The 25,557-nt window shown below is 62.6% G+C and carries 20 protein-coding genes; 10 read left to right on the top strand and 10 right to left on the bottom strand.

All coding sequences use genetic code 11. The features are described 5' to 3' along the window. The first annotated feature begins 17 nt into the window (after positions 1-17). Genes BVE01S_RS15805 through BVE01S_RS15780 form a run of 6 tightly spaced genes read left to right on the top strand, consistent with a single transcriptional unit; the run spans position 18 to position 6,359 of the window. Positions 18-287 (top strand): PqqD family protein, encoded by a 270-nt coding sequence (locus BVE01S_RS15805; RefSeq protein ID WP_066629651.1) that lies wholly within the window; start codon positions 18-20, stop codon positions 285-287. Further along, entirely contained in the window at positions 169-699 is a 531-nt protein-coding gene (locus BVE01S_RS15800) for a lasso peptide biosynthesis B2 protein (RefSeq protein WP_084375464.1), read from the top strand. The genes BVE01S_RS15805 and BVE01S_RS15800 overlap by 119 nt, the downstream gene beginning before the upstream one ends. Further along, the gene (locus BVE01S_RS15795; protein WP_066629640.1) at positions 696-2,519 is read left to right on the top strand and encodes an asparagine synthetase B family protein; all 1,824 of its coding nucleotides are present in this window, start codon (positions 696-698) and stop codon (positions 2,517-2,519) included. Before BVE01S_RS15800 ends, BVE01S_RS15795 begins: the two co-directional genes overlap by 4 nt. A 15-nt stretch (positions 2,520-2,534) precedes the next feature. After that, positions 2,535-3,473: a phosphoenolpyruvate carboxykinase (ATP) gene (locus tag BVE01S_RS15790; protein ID WP_066629638.1), complete on the top strand. Its 939-nt coding sequence runs from the start codon at positions 2,535-2,537 to the stop codon at positions 3,471-3,473. Between the two features lie 29 nt (positions 3,474-3,502). Then, a complete protein-coding gene (locus BVE01S_RS15785) occupies positions 3,503-5,326 on the top strand; it encodes an ABC transporter ATP-binding protein (protein ID WP_169802134.1) in 1,824 nt (607 codons plus the stop codon). Further along, positions 5,310-6,359 (top strand): glycosyltransferase family protein, encoded by a 1,050-nt coding sequence (locus BVE01S_RS15780; protein ID WP_066629634.1) that lies wholly within the window; start codon positions 5,310-5,312, stop codon positions 6,357-6,359. The genes BVE01S_RS15785 and BVE01S_RS15780 overlap by 17 nt, the downstream gene beginning before the upstream one ends. Here BVE01S_RS15780 and BVE01S_RS15775 read toward each other — a convergent pair. The 5 genes from BVE01S_RS15775 to BVE01S_RS15760 form a co-directional block, all read right to left on the bottom strand. After that, positions 6,295-7,227: a glycosyltransferase family 2 protein gene (locus tag BVE01S_RS15775; RefSeq protein ID WP_169802133.1), complete on the bottom strand. Its 933-nt coding sequence runs from the start codon at positions 7,225-7,227 to the stop codon at positions 6,295-6,297. The two genes, BVE01S_RS15780 and BVE01S_RS15775, sit on opposite strands and share 65 nt — an antisense overlap. A gap of 172 nt (positions 7,228-7,399) precedes the next feature. Next, complete coding sequence (locus BVE01S_RS16935) at positions 7,400-8,473, bottom strand: glycosyltransferase (protein WP_157076488.1); 1,074 nt, start codon at positions 8,471-8,473, stop codon at positions 7,400-7,402. 80 nt (positions 8,474-8,553) lie between these two features. Then, positions 8,554-9,828, bottom strand: a complete 1,275-nt coding sequence (locus BVE01S_RS15770) for an O-antigen ligase family protein (RefSeq protein ID WP_084375462.1) — start codon at positions 9,826-9,828, stop codon at positions 8,554-8,556. 116 nt (positions 9,829-9,944) lie between these two features. Beyond that, positions 9,945-10,829: a glycosyltransferase family 2 protein gene (locus BVE01S_RS15765; protein ID WP_066629621.1), complete on the bottom strand. Its 885-nt coding sequence runs from the start codon at positions 10,827-10,829 to the stop codon at positions 9,945-9,947. Positions 10,830-10,887: 58 nt separating this feature from the next. Beyond that, entirely contained in the window at positions 10,888-11,478 is a 591-nt protein-coding gene (locus BVE01S_RS15760) for a sugar transferase (RefSeq protein WP_244878410.1), read from the bottom strand. Positions 11,479-11,786: 308 nt separating this feature from the next. On the opposite strand from BVE01S_RS15760, the gene BVE01S_RS15755 reads away from it, so the two are divergent. From BVE01S_RS15755 to BVE01S_RS15745, 3 genes are all read left to right on the top strand, one after another. After that, positions 11,787-12,464 carry a sugar transferase gene (locus BVE01S_RS15755; protein ID WP_244878409.1) on the top strand — a complete coding sequence of 226 codons (678 nt, stop codon included), beginning with the start codon at positions 11,787-11,789 and terminating at the stop codon, positions 12,462-12,464. 31 nt (positions 12,465-12,495) lie between these two features. Continuing rightward, a complete protein-coding gene (locus tag BVE01S_RS15750) occupies positions 12,496-13,245 on the top strand; it encodes a family 16 glycosylhydrolase (RefSeq protein WP_084375460.1) in 750 nt (249 codons plus the stop codon). A gap of 586 nt (positions 13,246-13,831) precedes the next feature. Beyond that, positions 13,832-14,356: a VanZ family protein gene (locus BVE01S_RS15745; protein WP_157076487.1), complete on the top strand. Its 525-nt coding sequence runs from the start codon at positions 13,832-13,834 to the stop codon at positions 14,354-14,356. A gap of 439 nt (positions 14,357-14,795) precedes the next feature. Here the strand turns inward: BVE01S_RS15745 and BVE01S_RS15740 are convergent, their stop codons facing one another. The 3 genes from BVE01S_RS15740 to BVE01S_RS15730 form a co-directional block, all read right to left on the bottom strand. Then, the gene (locus BVE01S_RS15740) at positions 14,796-15,203 is read right to left on the bottom strand and encodes a helix-turn-helix domain-containing protein (RefSeq protein WP_066629614.1); all 408 of its coding nucleotides are present in this window, start codon (positions 15,201-15,203) and stop codon (positions 14,796-14,798) included. A gap of 280 nt (positions 15,204-15,483) precedes the next feature. Beyond that, entirely contained in the window at positions 15,484-16,947 is a 1,464-nt protein-coding gene (locus tag BVE01S_RS15735) for a lipopolysaccharide biosynthesis protein (RefSeq protein ID WP_066629612.1), read from the bottom strand. After that, positions 16,944-19,646 carry an alpha/beta fold hydrolase gene (locus tag BVE01S_RS15730; protein WP_066629610.1) on the bottom strand — a complete coding sequence of 901 codons (2,703 nt, stop codon included), beginning with the start codon at positions 19,644-19,646 and terminating at the stop codon, positions 16,944-16,946. Before BVE01S_RS15730 ends, BVE01S_RS15735 begins: the two co-directional genes overlap by 4 nt. Positions 19,647-19,761: 115 nt before the next feature. On the opposite strand from BVE01S_RS15730, the gene BVE01S_RS15725 reads away from it, so the two are divergent. Continuing rightward, positions 19,762-22,266 (top strand): TonB-dependent receptor, encoded by a 2,505-nt coding sequence (locus tag BVE01S_RS15725; protein WP_066629684.1) that lies wholly within the window; start codon positions 19,762-19,764, stop codon positions 22,264-22,266. Here the strand turns inward: BVE01S_RS15725 and BVE01S_RS15720 are convergent. Both BVE01S_RS15720 and BVE01S_RS15715 read right to left on the bottom strand, forming a co-directional pair. Further along, positions 22,263-23,600, bottom strand: coding sequence for an MFS transporter (locus tag BVE01S_RS15720; protein WP_084375456.1), 1,338 nt, complete (start codon positions 23,598-23,600; stop codon positions 22,263-22,265). The two genes, BVE01S_RS15725 and BVE01S_RS15720, sit on opposite strands and share 4 nt — an antisense overlap. A gap of 230 nt (positions 23,601-23,830) precedes the next feature. Next, positions 23,831-25,015 (bottom strand): hypothetical protein, encoded by a 1,185-nt coding sequence (locus tag BVE01S_RS15715; protein WP_066629603.1) that lies wholly within the window; start codon positions 25,013-25,015, stop codon positions 23,831-23,833. Positions 25,016-25,557: the final 542 nt, after the last annotated feature.

Genomic DNA, 25,557 nt, shown 5'->3' with positions numbered 1-25,557 from the left:
GCGATTGAGTCCGAGCGATGAACGAGACCTATGTGGCCGACCCGGAGGTGGTGGCCAGCGAGGTGGACGGTGGAGCGGCGTTGCTCGATCTGAGATCGAGCCAGTACTATGGGCTCAATCCAGTCGGGAGCTTCGTCTGGGACCAGATCCAGTCGTCCCGGACCCTTGATGATATCGTCGATGCGGTCGCGGAAGCCTTTGACGTTCAGCCGGACGCGTGTCGGGCCGATATCGATCGTCTGCTTGTCCAGTTCTGCGATGCGGGCGTGGCCCGACGAAATGGCTAGTCGATATGCCGGGGCAAGACTTGCGACATGGCGTTATCTCGCGGCGTCGTGGGTGTTCCTGATCATCTTCAGGATTGCACTCCGCCTTGCGCCGTACCGCATGGTCAAACATGTCCTCCCGGCGGCGCGCACGGCGCCGGCCCCAGATTGGGTGATCGCGCGGACCCGCTGGGCGGTAGCGAAGGCGGCGCGCGCGAGTTTCGGCGCGACCTGTCTTCCGCAGGCGCTGGCGGCGCAGGTCCTGCTGGCGCTTCAAGGTTACGCCGGAACGGTCCGGATCGGCGTAAGGCGGGGATCGTCCGGCCGGATCCAGGCTCATGCGTGGGTGCTGTCGGGCGAGAGGATCGTGGTCGGCGACGACGAGGCCCTTGAGGGGTTCTCACATCTGACCGATCTCGGTGCTCGCTCTTGACGGCGCTCGCAGCGGTCTGGGGCGCGCGGCCGCAACAGGTCTCGGCCCTTCTCGATGCGATGGGACCCCGTTCGGCGTCTCACCGATCGACCTTCGCCGAAACGGCCGATCTCGCCGTCGCCTGTGGTCACCATGCGGCGCGCGCAGGCCAGGGCGTTTGCATCGACGGGAATCTGGTGCTGGTTTTCGACGGCAGGCTCGACGACGGCGCCGAGCGGGCGGGACGCCGGGATCACCAGATCATCTTCGAGGCTTACAAAACCAGCGGCGTCGCCGGATTTGCTGAGTTGAAAGGCCAGTTCGCGCTCATCCTGTGGGATGGCGAGCGCCGTCGCCTGATTTGCGCGCGCGACGCCTTGGGCGCGAGGCCCTTGGTGTACCGCCAGACCGACGGGGGCTTTGCGGTGTGTTCGGAAGAGCGCGGCCTTGCGCCTCTCTATGGCGACGAGCCCCTACAGCCGCTTCGCGTGGCGGAGTTTCTGGCCGGCCGACCTGCGCCCATTGATGCGGGAATGCGCGCGTCGGTTCGGCGCGTGCCGCCCGGCGAGGCGGTGATCGTGTCCAATGGCGTGATCAAGCTGGAATGCTTTGATCGCCTTGCTCTGCCCGAGGCGACATCGGACGCCCCGGAGGACCAGATCCGGCGGTTCGCCGAGCTTCTTCGAACCTCTGTCGCCCGGCATTGCGCCGGCGAGAAGACCGTCGACTGCTTTCTGAGCGGCGGGCTGGACTCTTCGACTCTGGCGATGATTGCCTCGCGCGAAGTCACCGGCCCAGTCCGCACGCTGTCGCTTGTCGATGACAGCCATCCGGCCCTCAGCGAGAGACCCTACATCGACGCCGTCGTGCAGGCGGCGCCGTTCGACGTTCACCTGAGGAATGTCGCCGGCTATGACCCCTTCGCCGGCGCCGAAGACGCCCTGCGGCGTCATGCGGGCCCCGTCGCGGCTCCGAACCTGTTGATGATGAGACCCCTCTATCAGGACGCCCGAGAGGGCGCTCTTCTGCTGGATGGCCACGGGGGAGACGAAGTGGTCTCGAAGGGGTTGGGTCGGTTGCATGACCTGGCGCGCTCCGGTCGATGGATCACGCTCTACGCCGAGCTGCGGGGCGTGGCTGACCTCTACGGCGAACAGGCGTCGTCGATGCTTTGGTCGCTGTTTCGCGCCTACGGACCGGGCCGATACAAGCTGGCTGCCGTAATGTCCGTCGCGCGGCGATTGACGCGACGACGGGCGGCCCCGCGCGACGCCCTCGATTTGCTCGCCGAAGCGTTCCGGGCGCAATCAGGCATCGAGGAGGAGATCACGCGTCGTCGGCGGCCACGACCAAGCGACGGTCGCACGGCCGAACACGCCGTGCTCCTTGAGCCGCAGCAGGTCTTCGCCTTGGAGGTTCTGGATCGAGAAGCGCAGGACGCCGGGGTCGAGGCGCGCTGTCCGTTCTGGGACCGCAGCCTCATCGACTACTCCATGTCCTTGCCGCCGAGCGCCAAGTTGAAGGGCGGATGGACACGGCTGATCCTGCGACAGGCCATGGCCGGAATCCTGCCGCCTGAGGTGCTGTGGCGGAGGGACAAGCATGATTTTTCGGCGCAGCTGCGTCTGGGGCTGCAGCGCAGCGCAATCATCAGTTCAAGGGCGATCGAAGCCGCGCGGGCATCGCTCGCACCCTATCTCGATGTCGATCGCGTCCTCGCCCTGCGGGCTCGTCTAGACGACGACCGCCATCCCGTCAGCGGCGCCGATCTTCAGATGCTCTGGCGGATCGGCCTCTGGTCGATTTGGCTGCGCGTCCACAACCCGCGGCCCGTTCCTTGAACGCCATTGGCTGACATGTCCCGCATTGATCCACCACCCGCGTTTTGGCGCTATTTCGCGTTCGGTCTTCTGATCGAGTCAGACATCCGACTGCGAGAACTGGAGCCCTCGTTGGAGACGCGCGCAGCGGATCTGACGGTGGTGCGAGGGGACGCGCCGCATATTCTTCAAGGCCCGGGCGCGGCGGCCTTTCGTTTTGAAGGCGATCAAGCCTGGTTCAGCTGGCGCGATGTCGGAGATTTCTGGATCCGCAGCCGTGATGAAATCGTTTACCGACCGCGTGCCGATATCGACGAAGCCCTCGTCAGTCTGCCCCTTCTCGGGCCGGTCATGGGCGTCTTCCTTCAACGGCGCGGCCATCTCACGCTCCATGGCAGCGCGGTCGCGCTCGAGGCCGGCGTCGCCATTTTTCTCGGAGACAAGGGCGCCGGAAAATCGACGACGGCCGCGACCCTGATCAGGGCCGGCAAAACGCTTCTGACGGATGATATCGTCGCTCTGGAAATCGACGCGGTTCCGCGTCTTCACCCCGCCTTTCCCCAGGTGAAGCTCACCCGGGAGGCCAGCAACGCCGTCGTTCTGGACGCCTCGCTCATGGCGCGACCGCATCCGGACTTCGAGAAGACGCTGCTTCGACTGGACGGGGCCTTCAGCACGACGCCCCGAACGCCCAGCGCCGCCTTCGTTCTCGAACGCGGAAATCGCTTCGACCTGGTGAAGCTCGGCGGCGCCGACGCGCTCAAGGCCCTGATGCGGTTCTCGTACGCAACGCGATTTGGACGCGACCTCATCACGGGGGGCGCGGCCGCCGACCATCTCAGACAGTGCGCCGCGCTCAGTCGAGCGGTCCCCGTCTTCAGGATGATCGTGCCCGATGATCTGGACGCCCTGGCGGATTTGCCGGACTGGCTCGAAGGCCGGATGTCGACCCTTGAGGCAGGGGCTCAGCAATGACTTCCGCCAAGCCGTCCGGCATTCTTGGCGTGTTATCCTTCGCGCGTTACGTACTCGGCGCCTCGGAACGGCGCGCCGGCCCGGCTGCGCTGTTTCTCATCCTGGGCAGTTTGACCGAAGGTCTGTCGATCCTGCTGCTCGTTCCGCTCCTGACCCTCCTGGGACCGGGGGCGACTTCCGTCTCCATTCCCGTTCCCGAGCTCCTGACAGGACGGCCGGGCGTGACGATCGGCATGGGCCTGGCGACAGCGTTGATTCTGCTGACGACCGTCATCACGGCGCAAGCCCTGCTGATGCGCGCCAAAACCCTTTATATGGCCGATCTGCTTGTCGAGGTGGTCGATCGCCTTCGCATCAATCTGTTCTCGGCGATCGGGGGCGCGCGGTGGCGCTTCCTGTCCGCGCGTCGACACTCCGACCTTCATCAGGCGCTGACATCCGAGATTGATCGGGTCCATGTGTCACTCAATCACCTGCTGGCGCTGTTGCAGACCCTGGTGATCCTGTCGATCTACACAGGCATCTCGCTGATCATTTCGCCGACGATGACGCTGGTGGCTTCAGGGGTCGGGCTGTCATTCCTAGCCCTTCTGACGCCCCTGCGTCGGCGATCATCCGTCTATGGCACGGTGGTGACGGCTCAAAAACAGCGACAGTTGCGGACCGTCGACGCCTTTCTCGGCGGTTTGAAGGTCGTGAAAAGTCTCACGGCCGAACCCAGATACGTGCGCCGCCTCGACAACGACCTCTCGGACGCGCGCACCGAGTTCCATCGCTACATGGGCCTTGCCTCTCTCGCGGGCGCGCTGTTCCAGATCATGAGCGCCCTTGGCGTCAGCCTGTTTGTCTGGGTCGCGCTGACCGTCATGCGCGTACCCATGGCGCAGCTGATCGTCATGATCTTCCTGTTTATGCGAATCGCGCCGCGCTTTACGGCCATCCAATCCCACCTCCAGGAACTCATGACCAATCTGGAAGGCTTTCATCAGGTGCAGCGTTTGACACAAGCCTGCCGCGAGGAGGCCGAACCTGACCAGGGACGCGTTTCCGCCCTGCCTCTGAAAGATATGCTGACGTTCCACGACGTGAGTTTTCGCTATGGCGCGGGGCAGGCCGAGATCCTTTCCGGATTGTTCCTGGCCGTCCCCGCAAGGCGGATCACCGCCTTGATCGGTCCGTCCGGCGGCGGAAAAAGCACGATCGGAGACCTCATCCTGGGCTTGCTCGAGCCTGACGCCGGCCAGATCCGCATTGACGGCGTCGCGCTCGACAGCCAGGCCGTCAGAGCGTGGAGGCGATCCGTCGCCTATGTGCCCCAGGATGTCTTCCTGATGCATGACACGATCCGCGAAAACCTTCGAATCGCCCTACCGGGCGCCGACGAGGCCGCCATGTGGCGCGCGCTGGACATGGCCCAGGCCGGCGATTTCGTGCGGCGTCTTGATTTCCGACTGGACACGGTGGTCGGGCCGCGGGGGACGCGACTTTCGGGCGGCGAGCGTCAGCGGATCGCGCTGGCGCGTGCGCTCCTGATGGAGCCTCAACTCCTGATCCTCGATGAGGCGACAAGCGCGTTGGATTGGGAGAACCAAGGTTTGATCGCCAAAGCCATCGAGGGTCTGCGCGGCCGGATGACCGTCATCACGATCGCCCATCGGCCGTCAATGATCAGCTTTGCGGACTGGGTGCTCGCGATCGATGGCGGAAGGCTCGTCGAAGCCGGCGCCTATCGCGAACTCCGCGCATCGCCCGCGTCGGTGCTGTCGCGCATGATGGAGGGAGAGAACGGCCAGGTCGGCCCCGAACCCGATCGATCTTCGACCCGTGGAGCTCAGTATGAATCCGTCGCTTGAGCGCCCCCTGACGGAAGGCCGCGTGCATGTGCGCACGCCCACGTACCGCCGACCGGAACTTCTGAAGCGCGCCCTCCAGTCTCTGCAATCCCAGACGTGGTCGGACTGGGTCTGCGACGTTTTTGACGATGATCCGCAGTGTAGCGGCGAGTCGGTCTGTTCGGGGCTTGGGGACGCGCGCATCCACTACCACGCCAACGCGCCTCAGCGGTTTGCGTCACGGAATATCGATGCCTGTTTCGATCGATCCAACCCCCACGGCGCCGAGTTCTTTTTCGTCCTGGAAGACGACAACTATGTGTTCGACGGGTTTATCGCCGAGAACATCGCCCTGAGCCGTCGCGAAAGCGTCGAGCTCATTCTGCGCAATCAGGTGATCGATTACGATCTGACCGGAAAAGGGCGAGAGGTCTCGGCCTTCGGCATTCTCGAGCGCACCTATCGCGAAGGCCGACAGGCGGCCTCCGATATCCGACTTGGAGCCCTGTCGGGCATCGGCGTCTCGAACGGAGCGCTCTTCTGGTCGGTTCGCGCCAAGTCCGATCTCGAAATCGGAATGCCCTGCAACGCCTCGCTGCAGGAATATCTGCGGACCTTGGTGATTTCGGACGACGCCTATGTCGCGCTGACGCCCTTGGCGGCCTGGGCTTCAAACGGCGAAACCACCACGCGCAACCTCGGCGACAGGGCGGGTTATCTGAAGCGTGAACTCGCCCTCAAACGGGCGATCCAGCGGGTTCGCCGCCGAATCTGGGAAACGACCGCCCCTCTCGACCGTGGCGAGCTTCTGGCCGGACGCAAACTCCAGGCTTCGCCCGAAACGATCGCGGAGAACTTCGCCAAGGCCTTGATCTTCCAGGCGACGCCGGGCGCGCGTCCGCCCCTTCATCGCGTCAATGCGATCCTGCGTGGTCTTCTGATCCTGATCGCCGGCCGGATCGAACCCGGCCTGGAGGCCTATATCGCCTCTAAGCCCGATGCTTCGACAGTTTCCCGCGCGCCTTCCTCAACCGACGGACCGCCCCTTCGCTGATTGATCGCGCCAATCGCCTGCGACCTTCAGGATCGATCACAAGGGACGCGAGGGCGGCGAGCTCGCCAGATTTCAGGCGAGCCAGATTCGTTTGATAGGCTTTTTCTGCGACGAGAACGGACCGTCTGAAGGCCACGCTTCGCGCGTCATGACACGGCGCATTCACATCGAGCGTGTCCAGGGCGTCGATCATGCCCTGGACTTGGTCCGGCGACAGGCGGTAAGAGAGCGAAGAGGCATGGCGGCGATAGCGGTATCCAGGCTGCGGCAGGTAGAGATAACTGAACCCTGCGGCTGTCCACCGCGCCATCAGGTCGAGATCCTCGCCGATCACCAGCTCGTCTCGATACGGGATTGAGAGAGCCGACAGCCGTGAGCGTCGGATGACAGGCTTGAGATAACCGATTTCCGGCTGCGTCGCGCCCTTCAATCCGCCCATCATGAGGTCGGCGAAGGTCAGTCTGCGCTCAGACGGCCAGACGGAGGGATCGATCCAGACATGATCCTTCGTGCCGGGCGCCTCGTAGAAGGCGACAAGATTGTCGGCGACAGCGTCGACGCCCCTTGTCTCGGCGATGGAGACCAGGCGTTCCAGGCGATCCGGATCAATCAGATCGTCGGCGTCCACAATCGCAATCCATCGACCGCGGGCCTTTGCGATCGCAAGGTTTCGGGCGCCTGCTGGACCGGTGCCGAAGCCGGACAGAAGTCGTATGCGGCGATCTCGCACAGCGACGCTGTCGATTATGTCTCGTGTTCCATCTGTAGAGCCATCATCAACGACGATGATCTCCAAATCGCCGATAGTTTGGCGGAGAACGCAATTGAGCGCGCTCTCAATATATTTTTCAACATTGAAAGCTGCCATCACAACAGTCGCGATAGGCGATGCGTGCTCTTCTGAACCATGCGTTAGATACATCGGCGAGCCATCTTCAATTTAACGCCACTCGATACGCTGATGACGTCGTCGAATCTTCAAGTGTAAAAATGTGCGGTTTTGCCAAACATCGGCTTGTTGCAAACCAATCCACCTGGCGTCAGGTCTTGGAACCTATTTCTTTCAGGCCAGCCTTCTTAAAGAGACGAAGGTAGGCTTTTCCCGAACAGTTCAGAGATATGTTCTCTGTAACATATCTTCGCGGATCAAACTCAGATTGCATGGAGAGGAATTTGTCGAGCGTTTCCGGAAAGTTGGGGAGCTGAAACGTCAGCCCGCATCGCTCATCGAAGTATGGGACTGAGGACACGCTCAAACCCGGTGGCGCTGATGCCAAGCTGATCGGATCGACAAGCTTTCCTTCATCCCAGGCCAGTATCGGAACTCCACTGGACATGGCTTCCTGATAGGCAAGTCCTTGTGTCTCGTGCTGACAGAGAAAAAGCATTGACTTCGACTTTGACAACGCCTTTCTAAAGTCATCAATATGATGGCTTCCATAACGTAGGATGCAGAAGCTCAACCCTCTCGAATTCAGCTCGGATATACATCTCGCGAGTACGGCTTCTTCGAGTTCTGAGCGGTGCCAGTGGATTTTATCGTATATCAGAAAGTCTATAGATTTGACATCATTGCGCAAGTCGGGCCAGGCGGCTGTGTCTATTCCAGCGAAATACACGGCACCTTTACTTCCGACCCAGCGTTCGTTGTATTTAACCGCCCAGTCGCTTGGTTGCGTCAAAAACTTGATCTTGGGATTACGGGCTAGGCTTTGTGCAATCTCGCCTGACCCGTAGTCGCCTGGCCCGAATATCATCGGATTGGGAAGGTCGACATGTTCTAGGACCGATAGATAGCCGGCGACACCAATAGGCTGGTCGGGGTGTGCGCGAGCATACGAAAAATCATTGATGCGGACCCGAACGCCTTCAGCTCTCAAAGACGCAGCGAGTCCCCGGAACGCTGTGTAGAAGCCGGTGTGGACCTGGCGACGGCGCAGCGACCGGTAAAGATAACGAAGCGCTCTCCGGCTATCGGAATATAGTTTTCCGACTAATCCGTCCCGAGCTTTCATCTCGAAGCCGTCGTAAAATAGTGCGATTTGAAGCGGTTTCTCAATGCCCATGATTACATCGGGTCGAAGCGAGCTTTGATCATCCACGAGCCGACTCATCCTTCCTCATAACTCTTTTTGACTGTGGTGCCACGCATCTATTAATAATCGTAAGCGGGGGAGGTTTCGATTTAGGCGGGTCAGCGCCCCACAGACAATCTATGGATCCTCGTCGATTGGATTTGCTGCGGCGGTAAGATATACCCGAACATTGATGCGCCGATAACAATCAATGAGGAGTCACCAAAAGACCCCAACAGCGTTTCGCCAAAACACCTGAATATAGTTACAATGGCCATTGAAGCTATAAAACACAGTGAAATGTCGAACTTTGATTCCGTCAACTTGAAGACAAGACGAGCAAGGCCTACTCCTAGGGGTATGAATATCAAGGCCGCGCCAACGATGCCGAAGTCCACTAGAACTTCCCTGAAGGTATTGTGGAAATTGAATCCGATACCGGTATCAAGATCTGCCCACCGCAAAAGGCCGATCGTCTCACTACTATGCCCGAGCCATATAGCGCGAAATCCATGACCGAGGATGGGCTTGGTGGCGATGAGTGCATCTGCGTGATGCCAAAGATAGGCTCGTCCTGTCAGCCCGACGTCTTTGTTCAAAACTTCGACTAGGAACCATTCATAAGTTTGGATGATGTCTTGGTAAATAAAAGCAAGGGGCGCCATGGCGACGATGAGGACGCCGACCAACAGGACTTTTGCACCCGCGGTCAGCCTCGAGGCAAATGCGAGCAAAGCGAAGACGCCTGCGAACAGAATCGTGGAGATGACAGCTCCGGTGGCGAAGGTGCGAAGCAAAAAGAGTGTTCCGACAAGGCCTGTTACGATCGCAGCCCTACGCAAGATGACGGGCTGGTTGGAGCTCAGCATGAGGGTTGCAGACGAACAGATGACCAGCATGCACAGCTGGCCCATGGCGTTCTTCGAGCCAAGAACGCCGATCAGCACGGGTCCGCCCTGCGACATCCCCTGACGTCCCGAAAGAATGCAAAGAACCAGAATGATCGCCGTAGCGATGAACAGGCCGCGTACATAGCGGACTTGGCCGGTCGAGATGACCGCGATCATCATCGAGACGACCGTGATGGTCCACTGCAGTCCGTACCGGAAGCTTACAGCTGGCTCATCAGACCAAGAAGCAGACACGGGAGCAAGCACGGCTAACAGAAGGAGAGGCCAGCCCTTGAAGAGTTCGGGCAGTCTCTCGAGGCTCAGTAGCAGCAGGGCCGCTGCTCCCGTCATCACCATCAGGGGTGCGATCGGGCCGATCACATTCAGGAACAGACCGCAGATCATCCAGACCAGAGCAATGTCGCGAGCGACAGGCGGCATCGCTTTTTTGCCGGATGGTGGTCTGAGCCCTGCTTGCGGCGTCGGCGCAACGACAGTCTTCATGGTAGCAGCGTCTTTCGCGAGCGGCGATCACAGGCCTGGCGGCCATCAGAACCAGGAGGATTTCAAATCAGGGCGAGGGCGGTCACCGATGAACGGTGGTTTCAGTACTCGCGTACTTAATAGAGACGGACATCTCGGGCGCCAAGGAGACGGGCCACCACGCCGCGATGCAACGCGCCTCGGACCTGAAGGCGTCTGCGGGCGACGCCGTCGCCCGCTCGGGCGAGGCTGAGCGCAAGACAGGCCAGAGCCTTGGCGCCCGCCTCCAAAATTCCCCGCGCCCGACGGCCAGCGGCGAGATAGGATCTCGCATGGGTCTGGCCCGCTCGAAAGGCGCGTTGCTCGAGCCATTTCAGCGTCAGGCGATCCTGCGCTGTGGGTTCGGACACCAGGGCCTCGGGCGCGGCGACAAAGCGTCGGCCGGCGTCGTAAAGCCTGGAAAAGAACTCGGTGTCTTCCCCTCCGGACCGCCCCAACTCCTCGAGGAAGCGCTGATCGCCTACGGCGTCGCGACGGACCAGGGCGTTGGACGTGTAACCTGTGATGACGCCGCGAGGCGTGATGACAGGGCGTGTCGCGTGAAGGTCAGCCGCCCGGATCCAATCCGGCGCATTGTCGGGATAAATAGCCCTTACGGGTCCGAAAGCGGCGGCATGGTCGCCGATCGTGGCGAGCAGGGCGGACAGCCAGGTTGGATCGGCGATCTCGTCATCATCGATCCAGGCCACATAGGTCGCCGAACTCGCGTCCAACAGGGCGTTTCGGGCAATCGAGATGTTCTGGGCCGGGGCGTGAATATAGAGCCTGGGCCAGCGTCCCTTGTCGGCCTCGACGAGGGCCCGTGCGGTAGGCGCGACATCATTGTCGGCGACAAGAATCCGCACGCTGTCGTCCGTCAGACCGGCCTGAGCGTCGATCGAAGCGAGGGTCGAGGCGAGACTGTTTCGGCGATAGGTGCAGATGCAGACGTCCACCAAAGGTCCTGCTGCCGTCTCGGTCATGTCGAAATGTCCCTTTGGGTCGGGAGACGGCGCGGAGCCGCCTTTGCGGGGCTTTGCGTCAGCGCGCGCCGCGCGCCGCCAGGACGGCGGGGATCGTCAGCACGAGCACGGTCAGATCCGTGACGAGTCCGCGACGGCGGACGTAGAGAACGTCGCAGGCCACGCGGCGGCGATAGGTCGTGTCGCTGCGGCCGCTGATTTGCCACAGTCCGGAGATGCCCGGTTTCACGCGCGCGTAGGCGTCGAACCGGCGTCCGTAGAAGGGGCGCTCCGCCGCCACGATGGGGCGAGGTCCGACCAGATTCATCTCACCCCGCAAGACATTGATGAGCTGGGGCAGCTCGTCCAGACTGCTGGCGCGCAGGAACCGTCCCAACCGCGTGACGCGCGGATCGTTGGAGAGCTTTTGCGTCGCTTCCCACTCCGCGCGGGCGGCGAGATCCGACTGCAACAGCGCCGCAAGGCGAATATCGGCGTCCACCACCATCGTGCGGAACTTGAGGCAACCGAAGGGGCGCCCGCCCTTGCCGAGGCGCTGATGTGAAAAGAAGGCAGGACCACGATCCGAAAGTCGGATCGCGGCGGCGACAAGGCAAAACAGCGGCAGGAGGAAGAGGAGCGCTGATCCGGCGATCAGGAGGTCGAACATCCGCGGGGTGGCCACAGGTCCGCGTCTGCCCGAGCGCCGTCCCTTCGACGATCGGGGGCGAAGGACGCTTGTATCAATATCGACCATCGTGTTCATTCTTTTTTTACTTTTGCGGCAACACGCCGTCCCTAAGCAAGAGGCTTGCCAAGATTCGACGTAATCCCGCGTTGGGATGGCGCCGAGGCGCCACAGTCGGTTTGGTAAATTTCCCTTTACTATGTTGCAGTGCAATGCGAAGGGATGTGTCGACATCCGGGGCATTGAACTACAGGTGACAGCGACCTTCGGGCGCTGGATGGAGCATCCGCGTGGCCTCTGCCGAGATTACCGAGAACACCCGGATGCGCGGCGACGCGATCGGCTTTACGGAACGTCCCCGGATCGACGGCATGCGTGTGATCGACATCGTCGCGGGAACGCTGGGGCTGTTGTTCCTGGCGCCGTTGCTGATCGTGCTGGCGATTGTGGTCTTCGCTCAGGACGGGGCGCCGCCGATCTATCGACAAACCCGCCTCGGTCGTTCGGGGCGGACGTTCGAATGCCTGAAGTTCAGGTCCATGGTGCCACGGGCTCAGGAACGTCTCGAGGCGTTGTTGGCGACTGACGCGCAAGCGCGTCTGGAATGGGAAGCGGACCATAAGCTCCGAAACGATCCGCGCATCACGCCCCTCGGTCGATTCCTTCGCAAGACGAGCCTTGATGAGTTGCCTCAACTGTTCAACGTCCTGGCCGGCGACATGAGTCTCGTCGGGCCCCGTCCCATCGTCCAGGCTGAAGCCGCCCGTTACGGCCTCTACCTCCAGCACTATTTCAGTGTAAGGCCGGGGATCACCGGCGTGTGGCAGGTCAGTGGGCGTAACGACGTCTCCTATAGACGTCGGGTGGCGTGCGACGTGCTCTACGCGCGACGTCGAAGCGTGGCCAAGAATGTGATGATCATTGCCGCCACCATCCCCGCCGTGCTCCAGTCTCGCGGTTCATATTAGGCCAAGCGACTTAGAGGACAATTTGCGGCTCATGGCGTCGGCTCTCATCGCAGCCTCGGTTCTTGCAGGGGCGTTGGCGGCTTCAACCGCTCAGGCCCCGCCGGCTCTTGATCCCCTTCCTGACTTTTCGGAGCATCGCCTCCGGCTGTGGGACTGGAACGCCGCCTTTGCTCCATCGGAATGGTCGGAACCGAAGCTTGGAGGATACGCCTGGCGTGCGGATCACGCCGTGATCCGCGAGGGTGAATTGGTGCTCTCCGTGAGCGAACGCGCCTCCGGTCAGGTTCAGGCCGGAGCACAGGCCTCAAGGCTGAACGCCCTCTGGGAGGTGGATGTCACGCTGCCGAACATGCGAGAGGGACTCGTCGCCGCCCCCCTGTGGACGTTCAACGCCAAAACGAACGACGAAATCGATTTCGAGGTCGTCGGTCTGTCTGGACTGCAACTGACCCTGTGGTCTTCAGTGGGGGGACGCCACACTGCGGTCTGGTCCCAGACCGTGCTTCGAGGCGACCTCTCTGGCCGGCGTCTGCGGCTAGGCATCGCTTACGAAGCCGGCGAGCGCGTGAGATTTTTCGTCAACGGCTATCTGGCGGCGGATGTCACCCCGGCGGATACACCTCTCGGATTTCCGTCGACGCCGCAGAAACCCTATTTCGACCTCTGGGTGGCGAACGGCCTGCACCCCGACTGGGCTGGAGCCTGGACTCCCCTGCCGCGCGGTGTTTCGCTGGAGATGATCCTGCACGGATATCGCGTAGGCGCTGTTCCTGCGCCATGACCTCAAAGTCGCACAAGCAAGAGCGCCAGCAGCACAATGCCTGTCCAGAGAAAGGCGGCCGACGCCCCGGCGGCCAACAGGACCCAAGGCTTTCGGAATGCGAGGTTTCTGCACGCGGTCAGGATGGGTTCAAATCCACGATCCGTCATGGTGTTTCCTCCCGCAATTTTTTGCGTGGTAGGCAGACGGTAAATGAGTCGCGGTTAATGAGAAAGTCCGTGATATCCCCGATGTTGCAGCCTGCTTGGAGGGGCGCCGTCGACTGCGCCGCAGCGTCGCCCTATTGCATCGGCAGAAAGACTGACTTGTCCCGGAGTGTGACGTGATAGCGCTGGCCTTGTTCTTTTGCGCATGCGTCGCGATCTGGCTCATCTGGCCGTCGGTTGAGCGGCGTTTGGGGCTTCCGGCGCCGTCGGCCATGGTTCGGCGGTTCCGACGAAGAAGTCGAAGCTATCGTCGACGCAATCGGAACTGAGGTCGCGCGCGCAGGACCGCGGTCACAAGTCTTGAGATCTGTTCATGACGTTGCTTCACGAGCCGTTTGCGCGCCGATCCTAGGCTGACCTTTCAATCAAAGGTCGTCATCTTGGTCACTCCCCACCGCGCCGTCATCGCTATGCGCATCGTCACCGCGATCGCGGTGGCTGGTCTCCTGATCGTCACGCTTGGCCCGTTCCAGGGGGCGGAAAGTCGGGCCGGGCTCAGCGATAAGGCGGCCCATGTCATCGCCTTCTACTGCATTACGCTGCTTGCCTTCAGCACTGCGCCGCGGACGCGTCGGACAGATCTGGCGCTTGCGATCCTGGGCTTGGGGGTTGTCATCGAACTCATTCAGGGCGCGATAGGCCGAAGCCTGTCGGTGGGGGACCTCGCCGCCGATGGTCTGGGTGTCGTGGCGGCCCTGGCGCCGACCTGGGTCGAAGGGTTTCGTCAGCAGGCGCGACGTCGCCCCTACCTACCGCTCGGACAGATCGCAAAGACCGATCGTCGCCGCCGCGGAAAACGCATCAAGGCGTTCCGGTCCCAGGCTGCGACCGTTTGCGATGGCGATCCAGTCGCGGGTGTAGCGACCGGGGGCGGCGTTATTGCGACTGTCACAGAAGTTGCATAAGGGCGGACCGGACCGGGCGAAAGCCACGGCCTCGGTTGGGCGGTCCGCAGGCTGCTGTTCCGCACGGACCGCCCGGCCGGTGAGGGGAGGAAGACGCGAACCCGCATCGGCAAGCCGACCATAACGCCTTGTCGCCCGGCGTCTCGGAGCAGGGTGGTTAACGGTCGAGAAAAGCCAGGGTGCCCCAGTACGGGACAGACCAGGATTTTGAGTGTCCCGAAGAGAGACAGCCGTCCCGGCCGCACACGTCACAACCCATCGCCTCAATCTAGGCGGAAACGCCTATGGAACGCCCGCGCGCTACCGGCGTTCTGGCGAGGTGATGCGCCACGGCGGTCCCTGGCGAGGCGTGGGCCTCTGGAACAGCGTTCATGTCTCGCCAGACCTGATGTGAGTTTCACGCCAGAAGGTTCGACAGCCGCGAGCCGCGATCTAGAGATCAAGATCTATCGATTGAAAGGTCATCGACAAGGGCGATGATGGCTGCACGTGAGGCGGCCGTGGGTAGGCGACCCCAGGCTGAAAGCAGTCGACGCAGCTCAGGTTGCTCATAAGGATCAGGCGTGCCGAGCAGCTCCGACGGCATGATGTCCAGCGCCAATGCGATCTTCACCAAACTGTCCGCCGAGAGTTTCCAGCCCATCTCATATTTATGCATCATCGGTTTGCTTACGCCGACCGCGGTCGACACCTCGTCCAGCGTCAACCCGATCTCCAACCGCCGTCGGCGAATGGTCGTTCCGACTTCAGCGTAGAAAACCCGGTCCTCCTCGGAGGCGAACGGCGGCGGCGTTTCCGCCATCAGCGCCGCCACCGCTTTTCGGGCCGCACGGTTTCGGGTTTCCATCGGCGTTCGGTCGCGCGCATCAGGCTTCGTCCTCTTGCGGTCTACACGGTCCCATGCCGCCTCAAGTCCAGAGATCGGCGTACGCCGCTGTTGCAATGCACAATAGCATAGCCGGAACGATTGCGGCTCAATCTTTCGAAGAGGACCTTCCGGTCTAAGGCTGCCGCGACGAAAAGCTGATGGGCGGCGACGACCGTTAGGCCCGGCGTCCGAGGCGACAAGTGGTTCCTGGATACTCTCTATGCTTCACAGCAAGCGGCGGCTCATGGGGCTGTCGAGGTCAGGGCGAGCCGGAGGTCCGTGTCCGCCACGCCGATCTTAGGCCCTGCCTCAACGTAGGGTCGAGAATGAGGGACAGCACGGCGAAGATCGCCACGCCAGAGACGACCAGCACAGCCAGAGCCAGCCGTGGTTCCAGCCATACGGCCACAACGCCCTTCAAGCCCATGACCAGACCGGCCATCGCCAGCGCCGCCACGAATGGTTTCAGACTTGGCGCAATCAGACTCGTCACCGGCGTGGCCGCCTGTCGCTTCAGCCAGTTCATCCCAATCGGCAACATGACGTAGCTGCGAAGCACGGTCAGACCGACGAGGGGGAACAGGCCGAAGACGCCGCCGATCAGCGCAAGCGGCAGCCCTATGCAGGCCTGGAGAATGGTCCATTTCAGAATGAGGCGTCCCTGGCCCTTGGCCACCAAGACGGCATTGATCAGAAGGTTGGCCTGCAGCGGAATCGCGAGCGCACAGAGGATCGGCATGACGAGGCCCGAAAGCGACCAATGGGCGCCGAACACGATCGGGAAGGCGAGGCTGGAAACCGCCATCGCCCCGAAGAAGACCGGATAGATGACGATCGCCGAAAGTCGGGCCACCTTCGCGACCGCGTCTTCATAAAGCGACGGCTCCCCTTGCGCGCGCGCCAGGAGCGGCATGCTGATCTGGGTCAGGGGCGCGATCGTGAGCTGGGTCAGCAGGTTCAGGCACTGGGCGCCCACGCGAAGGAAACCGACCGCGGCGGGCGCAATCAGAAGGCCGGCGATGAGTTCCACCCCACGGGCGTTGATCTGGCCGACCACCCTCGCCCCCAACAGTTGAGACCCCAGGCCGAGGAAGGCCCGCGCCGCCGCCCGGTCAATCACGACGCTGGGGCGCCACGGCGATCCCCGCCATGCCAACAGGACCAGGCCGGCTGTGGAAACGACACTGCGCGCCGCCAGCGCCCAGACGCCGAATCCCTTCAGGGCGAGCGCAATGCCGACAAGGCCGGCGATGACGTTTGCAGCAAGGTTCCAGATCGCCAGCTTGCGGAAGCCCAGTTCGCGCGTGACCCGCGCGATGTGGATCGACCCCAGAGGCGAGATCAGCAGGGTGCTGGCCATCAACACGATGACCGGCGCCACCGACGGCGTCTTGAACACGAGCGCCGCCACTGGAGCGAGGCCGACGCAAAGGATCGCAGCGACAGACCCGAAACCGAGGATCATCCAGAACCCCGTGCTGGCTTCTCTCTGCGTCAAGGTCGGATGCCGGATTGCGGCTTCGCTGACGCCGCCGTCCGAGACGCTTCCGACCAGTTCAATCAGGATCGCCGCCAGGGCGACCAGGCCGAACTCCGTCGGGCTCACCAGTCGCGACAAGGCGACAAACAGGCCGAAACGGATCAGTTGGCCCGTCGCCGCTGATCCCGTCGACCAGGCTGCCGCGCTGTTGAACGTCGATCCGGATCGCACCGCCGTCTTCAAGCGCTGGCCGTGGCGGTTTGCGTCCTGTCGAGATCGGCTTGCGCGCGGGAGATCGACTGACCGAACAGCTCCGCCGCCACCTCGACGTTTGGAGACGAAAGCATCGACAGATGATCGCCTGGACAGTCGACGACCGTGAGAGCCGCGCAGAAATGGGTCCAACCCAGGTCCGGCGCGGCGTCGGGCTCACGCTGGATCGCCGCCCGATAAAGGGTAATGGGCGCGTCGTAGCGAGATGGCCGCCATCCGAGGATCGCGGGACCCCTCATGTATTCGAGCAGCACCTTCCTGACGAAGGTCACGCTGTGCGCGCCGAACGCCCGGCCCTTGGCGAGAATCAGAAGCCTTAAGAGGGCGTAAGCCCGCAAATCCAGGAGGCGGAAGAAGGCCCAATTAACCGCTCGCGATCCGAAACCCCCGGTGCGCCCCCGCAGTAATGGAGACAGGACTTCCGCGAGGGTCATGCCCCTGTAGCCTGAGGTCGGCGTCCTCGACCGAACAGCGGCCAGGTCGATGAGGCTGAGATCCGGCGCCGCATTCGTGACGGCGCGCAGTCGGCGGGCCATTTCGAACGCCACCACACCGCCGGCGGAGTAGCCGGCCAGGTGATATCGGGTGTCCGGCGTTGCGCGCGCAACCTGAGCCAGGGCGTCATCGACAAGCGCATCCAGCCGACCGAGACGTCTCGTGGGCGTCTCCAGACCAGGATATTCGATCACCAGGAACCGCACCCTTTCACGCAGCGCGCGTCTGAAGGCCGCCAGCCGAGGCTCATCGCCGCCCATTCCGGGGCAGAGGACCACCAGCGGCAGGTCCTCAACCGCGTGGCGCTGGCGACTTGATCGGAAGTCCGTCAGTCGGCGACCCAGGATAGCCGGAGAGATCTCGAGATCGAACAGATCCAGGGGGAGGTGACAGCCGAGGCTCTGTTCCAGGTGCAGCGAGAGTTGGAGCAACTTCAGCGAATCGCCGCCGGCTTGATCGAACGCCGTGTCGCTCGCCTGGGAGCCCAGAATGTCGGTCCAGGCGCGGCGGACCGCGTCTTCGATAGAGGGGTCGCCCGGTCCAGACGACGGCAGATCCGGCGATATCGGGATCGCAGGTTGGGAGGCGCTGTCGAGGGCGTGAAGGGCCGTGAAGTTCGTCTTGTAATTCGGCAGCCGCGGCAGGTCGGGCAGGTAACGGATCTCGGACGGCAGCATATGCGCCGGCACCTCGGTCGTCAGACTGTGCCGCAGCTCCGCCGCCCGTGGGGGAGCATGGAGATCGATCGGAACGACATAGGCGATGAAAACCGCCTCGGAACCATGGTAGCGGGGAATGACGGCGACATCCTTCACGTCCGGCATTCGTCGCAACGCCGCCTCGACCTCGCCCGGATCGCCCCTCAATCCGCGCATCTTGATCTGGCGGTCGCGCCGACCGACGAATTCGAAAAGACCATCGGCCCCGCGCCGCATGAGGTCGCCGCTGTCATAAACCCGGCGACGATCGGGCTCGCGCTCGGACACGAATGGGCCTGGCGTTAGACGCCCGCCCTGCCAAGCCCCCGCCGCCAGAGTGGCGCCGCTCACCATCAGCTCGCCCGGCTGGCCGTCTTCGACGTCCCCGCCATGGTCAGATGCGGACAGCGCGACGGCATGCGAAGGGCCGACGTAACCCGATGGGACGGCGGCGTCGGGTTCGAACAACCTTTGTCTCGGAATGACCCACTGGAACACCACGCCGGTCTCGGTCGCGCCTTGGGTGGTTCGGATGAGCGCGTCGGGCGGCAGCACCGCGCGAAAAAGGTCGACGTCCTTGCCGAAAAGCCGATCGCCGCCTGTCGATACGGCGCGGGTCTTCGCGAACGCCCAGACGGCATTGGGCTGGGACATCAGCGTCCGAAGGACGAGCGGGATCATCGACAGCAGCGTCGTTCCCTCTTCGCCCATCACACGCAGCGTCTCGCCTATTCCGACCGTCTTCAGGTCGAGCAGTCGGACACGCGCCCCGACCAGGATTGCGGAGAGAATGTCTTGGTTGCCGCCGGCGCCGAGCGAAGCCAGGGAGAGAATGACGTCGTCCGGTCCGATGCCGAGCGCCGTCACATGTTCAGCGACCATCGCAAGGATGGCGCTTTGTCGGTAAGCGAGGCCCTTCGGCCGTCCCATGCTGCCCGAGGTGAAGGCGATGCCGATGATGGGATCGCCACTTACTTCGGGCCAAGGGGCGTCGTCCGCGCCTTGCGTCGAGACGGCGATCGAACGGTGTCCCTGCGCCAGCTCCGCCTCGACCGGCATCTCGGGATTGATCAGAAGGGTCGACGGCTGCGCCTCCTGCAGAATGGCGCGGCGTCGTTCCAGAGGATGGCTCATATCCACCGGGACCAGGGGGCGGCCCGCTCCGATCGCGGCCAGGAGCGCCACCGCATAGTGAACCGTGCCCGACATCACCGCCGCGACAGGCCGGGGATCGTAAGGGGCCGCAGCGAGCGTGGCGGCGAGCGCGGCCGCCGCGTCTCGAAGACCGCGATAGGTCAGTGCGACCTGACCGTCGAAGACCGCGACGGCGTTCGGTTGCGCTTTCACCTGGATCTCGAACAGCCGAACGATGTCTCCCGCGCACCAGACCGGGCCCAACGGAAGGGCGCCCGCGAAACGCGGGCGCGGGTGGTCGATGGGCGCACCTGCGCGCCACTGTGGCGATTTGGGCGGCATTCCGTAAGTCCTTGAGGCGACCGGTGCTGACGCCATAGCCAACAGCGTTCGGCCTGATTAGTGCAAGCCCCGGGCCGAAGTCACTATTTCGAGAATTTCCATGTTTCCCTGGAAGATGACGTTTTACGCGATCGGCGCCGCCGGCGCGGTCACGTTCGGGCAGGCGAGCGTCGCTCGCGCGCAGGCCACTACTCAAGGCGCAGCCGTCGAGGCCCAGGTCGACGACGTCGTGGTCACGGCTCAACGTCGTCCCGAGGCGGGGTTCAGGGTGCCCGTCGCGGTCAGCGTGACGGGCGGAGCCGCGCTTTCAGAGCGCCGTATCCAGAATTTCGCCGACCTGGCTCCGCTGATCCCCGGCCTGACTGTGCAATCGAAATCGGCTGCGGACTCCACGCTCGTCTTGCGGGGGATCTCCAGCGGAGACGGATCGTCTTACCAGGAGCCGCGTGTCTCGGTGTTTCAAGATGGGGCGCCGATGGCCAAGGCGCGGGGCGCCTTTGTCGAACTCTTCGACCTGGAGCGTGTCGAAGTGGTTCGCGGGCCGCAGACGACCCTGTTCGGCCGAAGCGCTCTGACGGGGGCGATCAACATCGTTCAGAACAAGGCCGCACCCGTCGACAGTTTTCAGGGGACTGCGGAGTGGGATGGCGGACGTCATCGTCTGTTGGAGGCTGTCGTGAACGCGCCGATCAGCGACACCCTCGCCGTGCGGATTGCGGGGCGCTTGAGGGAGGAAGGTGGTTCTACGCCAAACCTCATCGACGGCGGCCGCTACGGCGACACGCGGGTCGAGGCCGGACGGCTGACCTTGTCGTTCAGACCTCACGCGACGATCACGAGCCATCTGATCCTGAACGCCGAAAGAGACACCAGTTCGGGCCAGGGCTTCAAGTCGGCGACGTTCCTCCCCTCCACCGAATCCGGCGCGACGCTTGGCGATCGTTCGGTCTACAGCGGAGCCGCCCTCGCGGCGGGCGTCGGATTTGAAGGGGATCGCGGCCTGGGTCTGGACCGTCGAATCGCAAGCCTGTTGTGGCTCACACGATGGGCGGCGAGTTCGCAACTGTCCCTGACCTCCACCACATCGGTTCGACGCTTCGAGAGCGACGAACGGTTCGATTATGACGGCGTCGTATTGCCGCTCCTGACTGTTGGCGACGATTCCTTCGGGCGACAGACGACGCAAGAGTTCCGGCTCAACTTCGAGCCGTCGGACCGCGTCAGTCTCGTCACGGGAGCGAGCCTTGTCCGCGAGACTGGGGCGCAGCGCATCCCGCTCCAGGTGGACGAGCGTCTGGTGCTCGCCCTTCTCACCGGACGCCTGGACCGCCGCAATCCCTCGTTGGCGTCCTATGAGGCCTACACATCCCCGAACGCCGTCGCCGCCCAACTGCGTGGGCTGGCGGCGGCGCGCGGCGCCGCGCTGAGCCAGGTTCAATCGCTTTCCATCGCATCAAACCTTCGCGGCGATCACCGCGAGGGCTACCGCGACGCCTCGGGATCGACGGGTGCGGATCTCTATGCGGACCTCGCCTGGACGCCCGTCGATCGTCTGCAACTGACCGCAGGCCTCCGATACGGGTGGCTTGATCGGACCGTGGGTCTCGCCTCGGATGTCGAGGGGCGCTCGGTCCTCGCCGGCTTCCTGGGCGCCTTGGGGCAACCGGCCGCTCAGCGTCAGGCCTTGTTCGCGGCCCTGGCGTCTCCCGGTGCGGCGACGCTTCCCCGCTCCCCGACCTATCCTGTTCCGCGGTTCGGTCTGCGCGCCCAGCCGACGCCGGGGGGAGAGACGCAGTTCGCCGGCCTGACGGACGAGGGAGCGGCCTGGCGGCTCGCCGCGCGCTACGGCGTATCGGAAACCGCATCGATCTATCTGAGTTATGCGCGCGGCCGGCGTCCGGAGCTGCTTTCGCCTGACACGCCGTCGCGGCCGGAGGGCGCCATCGTCTTCAACACCGTTGCGGCGGAGACCATCGACTCGTTCGAGGCGGGCGCCAAGGCTGTCTGGCCGAGGCTCGGGCTCAAGGGCGGCGCGGCCGTGTATCGATACGACTACCGTCACTTCCAGACCATCGTTCAGCAGGGCGCCATGTTCGTCGCCAGTGACGCCGGGCGTGCGTCGTCCACCGGACTTGAAGCCGATCTGAGGTGGCGGGGACCGGGGGGACTGGAGGCGTTCGGCGTCCTTGAGCTGTCACACGCGCGTTTCCGAGACGGCCTGTATTCCGGCAACCGTCTCGCCCTTAACTCGGACGCGAAGCTGACGGTCGGGATGACCTTCGAGTGGATCCTGCCCGAGGGATCGCTTCGCTTCACGCCGACCTACGCCTGGCGATCAGCCCTTTATTTCACCGACGACAACGGCAAGCCTGCGCTCGCGACCGGTGCCTTCGTCGCGCCCATCGACTTCATGCCGCGGCAGGCGGCCTATGGGCTGCTGGATGCCGCCCTCGATTACCGGCCCGCGAGCGGCGCCTGGGGGGCAGGGGTGTTCATACGCAATGGTTTAGACGAAGAGTATCTCACCGACGCCGGCAACGGAGGGCAGGACTTCGGACTTCCAACCTACACGCGGGGAGCCAAACGTCTCATCGGGCTGCGATTGAGCCTCTACCGCTAGGGTTGAGGTCCAAGGTCCGCCGGCACGCGCCTCAGGCAGATGTAGCCAGCGGCCAGAAACAGCACGATGACGGGCATGGCGATACGCTGGCTCTGGGTGACGATCGTTAATCCGGCGATGAGGAGCGGGGCCAGGAAGGCCGTCGCCTTGTTGGAAAAGGCGAATAGCCCGAACCACCGGCCTTCGAACCCTGGCGGCGTGAGCCTGGCCATCCAAGCCCTCATGGACGCTTGCATCGGGCCGGCGGCGGCGCCGATGACAAGGCCCAGCACCATGAATATCCGTTCCGACGGCGACGCCAGGAACCCGTCGCCGGCCGTCGGCGGCGGGACCGGAATCAGCATTACCCGATCCGCCGTGATCATGGCCGCCCCCAGCACGGCCGCGGCGAGCACGACGACCGAGAGCAGAACGACCGTTCTCGGGGCATGGCGAGGTTCGACGGCACCCGAAGCCCATGCCGCCAGTCCGGATGTGATGATGATCAGTCCCCCGTAGGTTCCGAGTTCGGCGACGCCCCAATCGAACAATCCCGCAGCGAGGACGCCTCCGAAGACAGCGGCGGCCGTAAGCCCATCGGCGACCAGCATCCGGCCAAGGAGGAAGCGGCGGGTCTTCGCCGGCATATCGCGCAAAGCTGAAACGAGCGATATCCGGCTCCCGGCCGCGGACTGGGGCTTCGGGTCGCGCGTCCAGAGGACGAACGGGATGAGGAAAAGGGCGTACCAGCCCGCCACGAACGGACCCACGATCCGGTCGGGTTCGCGGGCGATCGGGTCCAGCCCAAGAAGAGGCGGGTCCATCACGTTGAAGCCGATATAGAATACGGCGAGGCTCAGCAGTCCTCCGAGATACCCCAGAGCCACGGCTGAGCCCGACAGTCTTCCGAGACGCCCCGGGTGAGCGATGTGGGGCAGCATGGCGTTATTGGCGGTGACGGTCACTTCCGCCGAAACCGCCGCAACGATCAGACAGCCCATGATCAGGGGAAGACGCTCGAGATGGCCGGGCGCGGCGAACCACAACCCCGCGCAGGCCAACATGAAGGGAAGGGAGGCGGCGAGCACCCAGCGTTTCGCATCTGAGCCTCGATCGATCCTGGAGCCGACGAAGGGGCTGAGAAGCGCGATCAGAAGCGCCGCCACGCCGCCCGCCAGCCCGATCAGCGCCTGGCCCCTAACCGTATCGCCGACAAATCCTGAGGCGAAGTACGGCTTGAAGATGAACGCGGCGACGAGGGTGAAGTAAGGCTGTTGCGCCCAGTCGAACATCGACCAACCAAACTGTTCCAGGCGTCGATCGCCGAAACTTTGGGGGGTGGACACAGCTGTCATCGGACTCTCAAGCCATCTCGTATCGAGGTTTCTAACAGGCGTGCCTCAGTCTGTCTGGCGAAAGCAGGCTCGCCTGACTGTCCCGGGTTGGCAAAGCAAAATTTGCGACAAGTCGGATCATGGAAGCCTGGCTGACGCCGGGGCGCAGTTGCGAGATCATGCGCGATCAATAAGTCGGGCCTAGACGAGCTGTGCTCATCCGCCATTCTTATGAAGCTGATGCATTGATATCAAAATACAAACCGGAGAAAGCGATCGTATATGATTGATGGATGACGAGTTGCGACCTTTATACTCTTAATAATATTGGATTGCACATACTGGAATATTGCGGAGAAGGTGCGCTGCTTGGCGATATTCTGCGCAAGCCCGTCGTCAAGCATAAATCGGAACATCCAGCTCAACGCGATAACCACACAAAGCAACACGATGCCGTATGCAATCGAGCCAAATAGTCCAGTCTTAATTTCAGGCGCGACAATGAGGGCGATGTTTCCGAAGGAAAAAGTAAAAAGACTCGTAGATCCAATGAAGTTCAACTGGCGGCCAATCTTTTGCTCCCGCAGGTCGTAAAACTCCAAGGCTGCCCAACAGGCCGAGGTCAAACCGAAGACGCCGAGCGCGTAGTAAAGAGGATGGTTTATGTTGCGAAGCGACATGTCTGCGAGCGCGTTCAGCGTGCCGAAAGCATCGCTCCAGTCCCAGAGAGCCGCCGAGACCAATCCGCTCAATATCGTCGCGCCGAGCAATGTCCGTCTTGCGAGACGTCTGAAATGTTTGTCTCCGTTGATCAGCCCTTCTGCAATTTTTCCAAGCCACATGCCGTAGACGACCAGGATGAGACCATGAAGCAACGAGGGGCCTCCCGCGCCTGAATTGCCGCCATAAAGGAATGATGCGGGAAGACTGAGGTAATCGTGACCGAAAACTATCGGAAGCGGCTCGAGAGGCGGCCACAATGGATAGGCGAGATGGGGCGCCATCGCCAAAGCGAGCAGGATGGCGAGGCCGCGTTTGAAACGGGTTGAGACGCTGATGATGATAGGGGCCACGAACAGCATGACCGTATAGAATTTCAGTATGTCAACAAAGGGCGTCACGCCGATTAAAAGTGCGCATCTCAGTCCATAAGTCGCAGAGAATGTACCATTCATGACCCAAGTCAAGATGCAAATCAGATACAAAAAATAGCATTGTGCTGATCTGGAAAGAAGTTGTTGGATACCTTCCAAATCTCGCCCATATATAAACTTGGGGCGATAGGCGATGTACAACATAGAGCCAAACAGTCCAATGAATACAGGCGTGGCTAGGTGGGTGGCGATTTGAAACCACATCATTGCGACTGACGGGTCGTACCTGAACGCTCCAGAAGCCACGAAAGCATGACTGCTTGTGGCGGCAATGATGGCCATTGAGCGACAGACATCAATGCCTACGATGCGTTGCTTGGCTGGCACTAACGGACTGCTCTGTATCAATGGGGTGAAAAGTTGGGCGAAGGTGACTTTGGAGATGTCCGGGGAGACGCCTCGATGTTAGCGTCCCTTTCAGCTTGACGGCGACAACTATCACCTTTTGGTAGAGAAATGCGGTCCGCGTTGCGCTCAAGCCTCGCTCGAGCGTAAAGGTCGATGTCCGGTATTGCAGCTGGAAGGCCCCTGACGACGCATTGCGACGCCGCTATCGCAGCGTTTTGAAGCTATGGAGCGATCAGAGCCAAAAGCCCTTATCGCGGACAGGCCTGTCGCCGCTGGCCTTGTCGGGCGCTCCCAAGCGCTGCAGACATTCAGCCATGGATGTCCACCGCCTTGGGCGCGGAAGCATCACCTCTGCCGCTGCCTATCCCTCCGCGCATCGCTGATGCGCCTGCAACGCGATGAGGTAAGGCAGGACCGCACAACTTCACTAGGCAAACCGTAACCTCCCCGGTTCTGGAAGGGCGCGCCCTGGAAGT

The organism is Brevundimonas vesicularis NBRC 12165 (assembly GCF_001592205.1).
Lineage (GTDB): Bacteria > Pseudomonadota > Alphaproteobacteria > Caulobacterales > Caulobacteraceae > Brevundimonas > Brevundimonas vesicularis.
The sequence above is the reverse complement of the archived record's forward strand: the minus strand, read 5'-3'. Positions and strand labels throughout refer to the sequence as shown.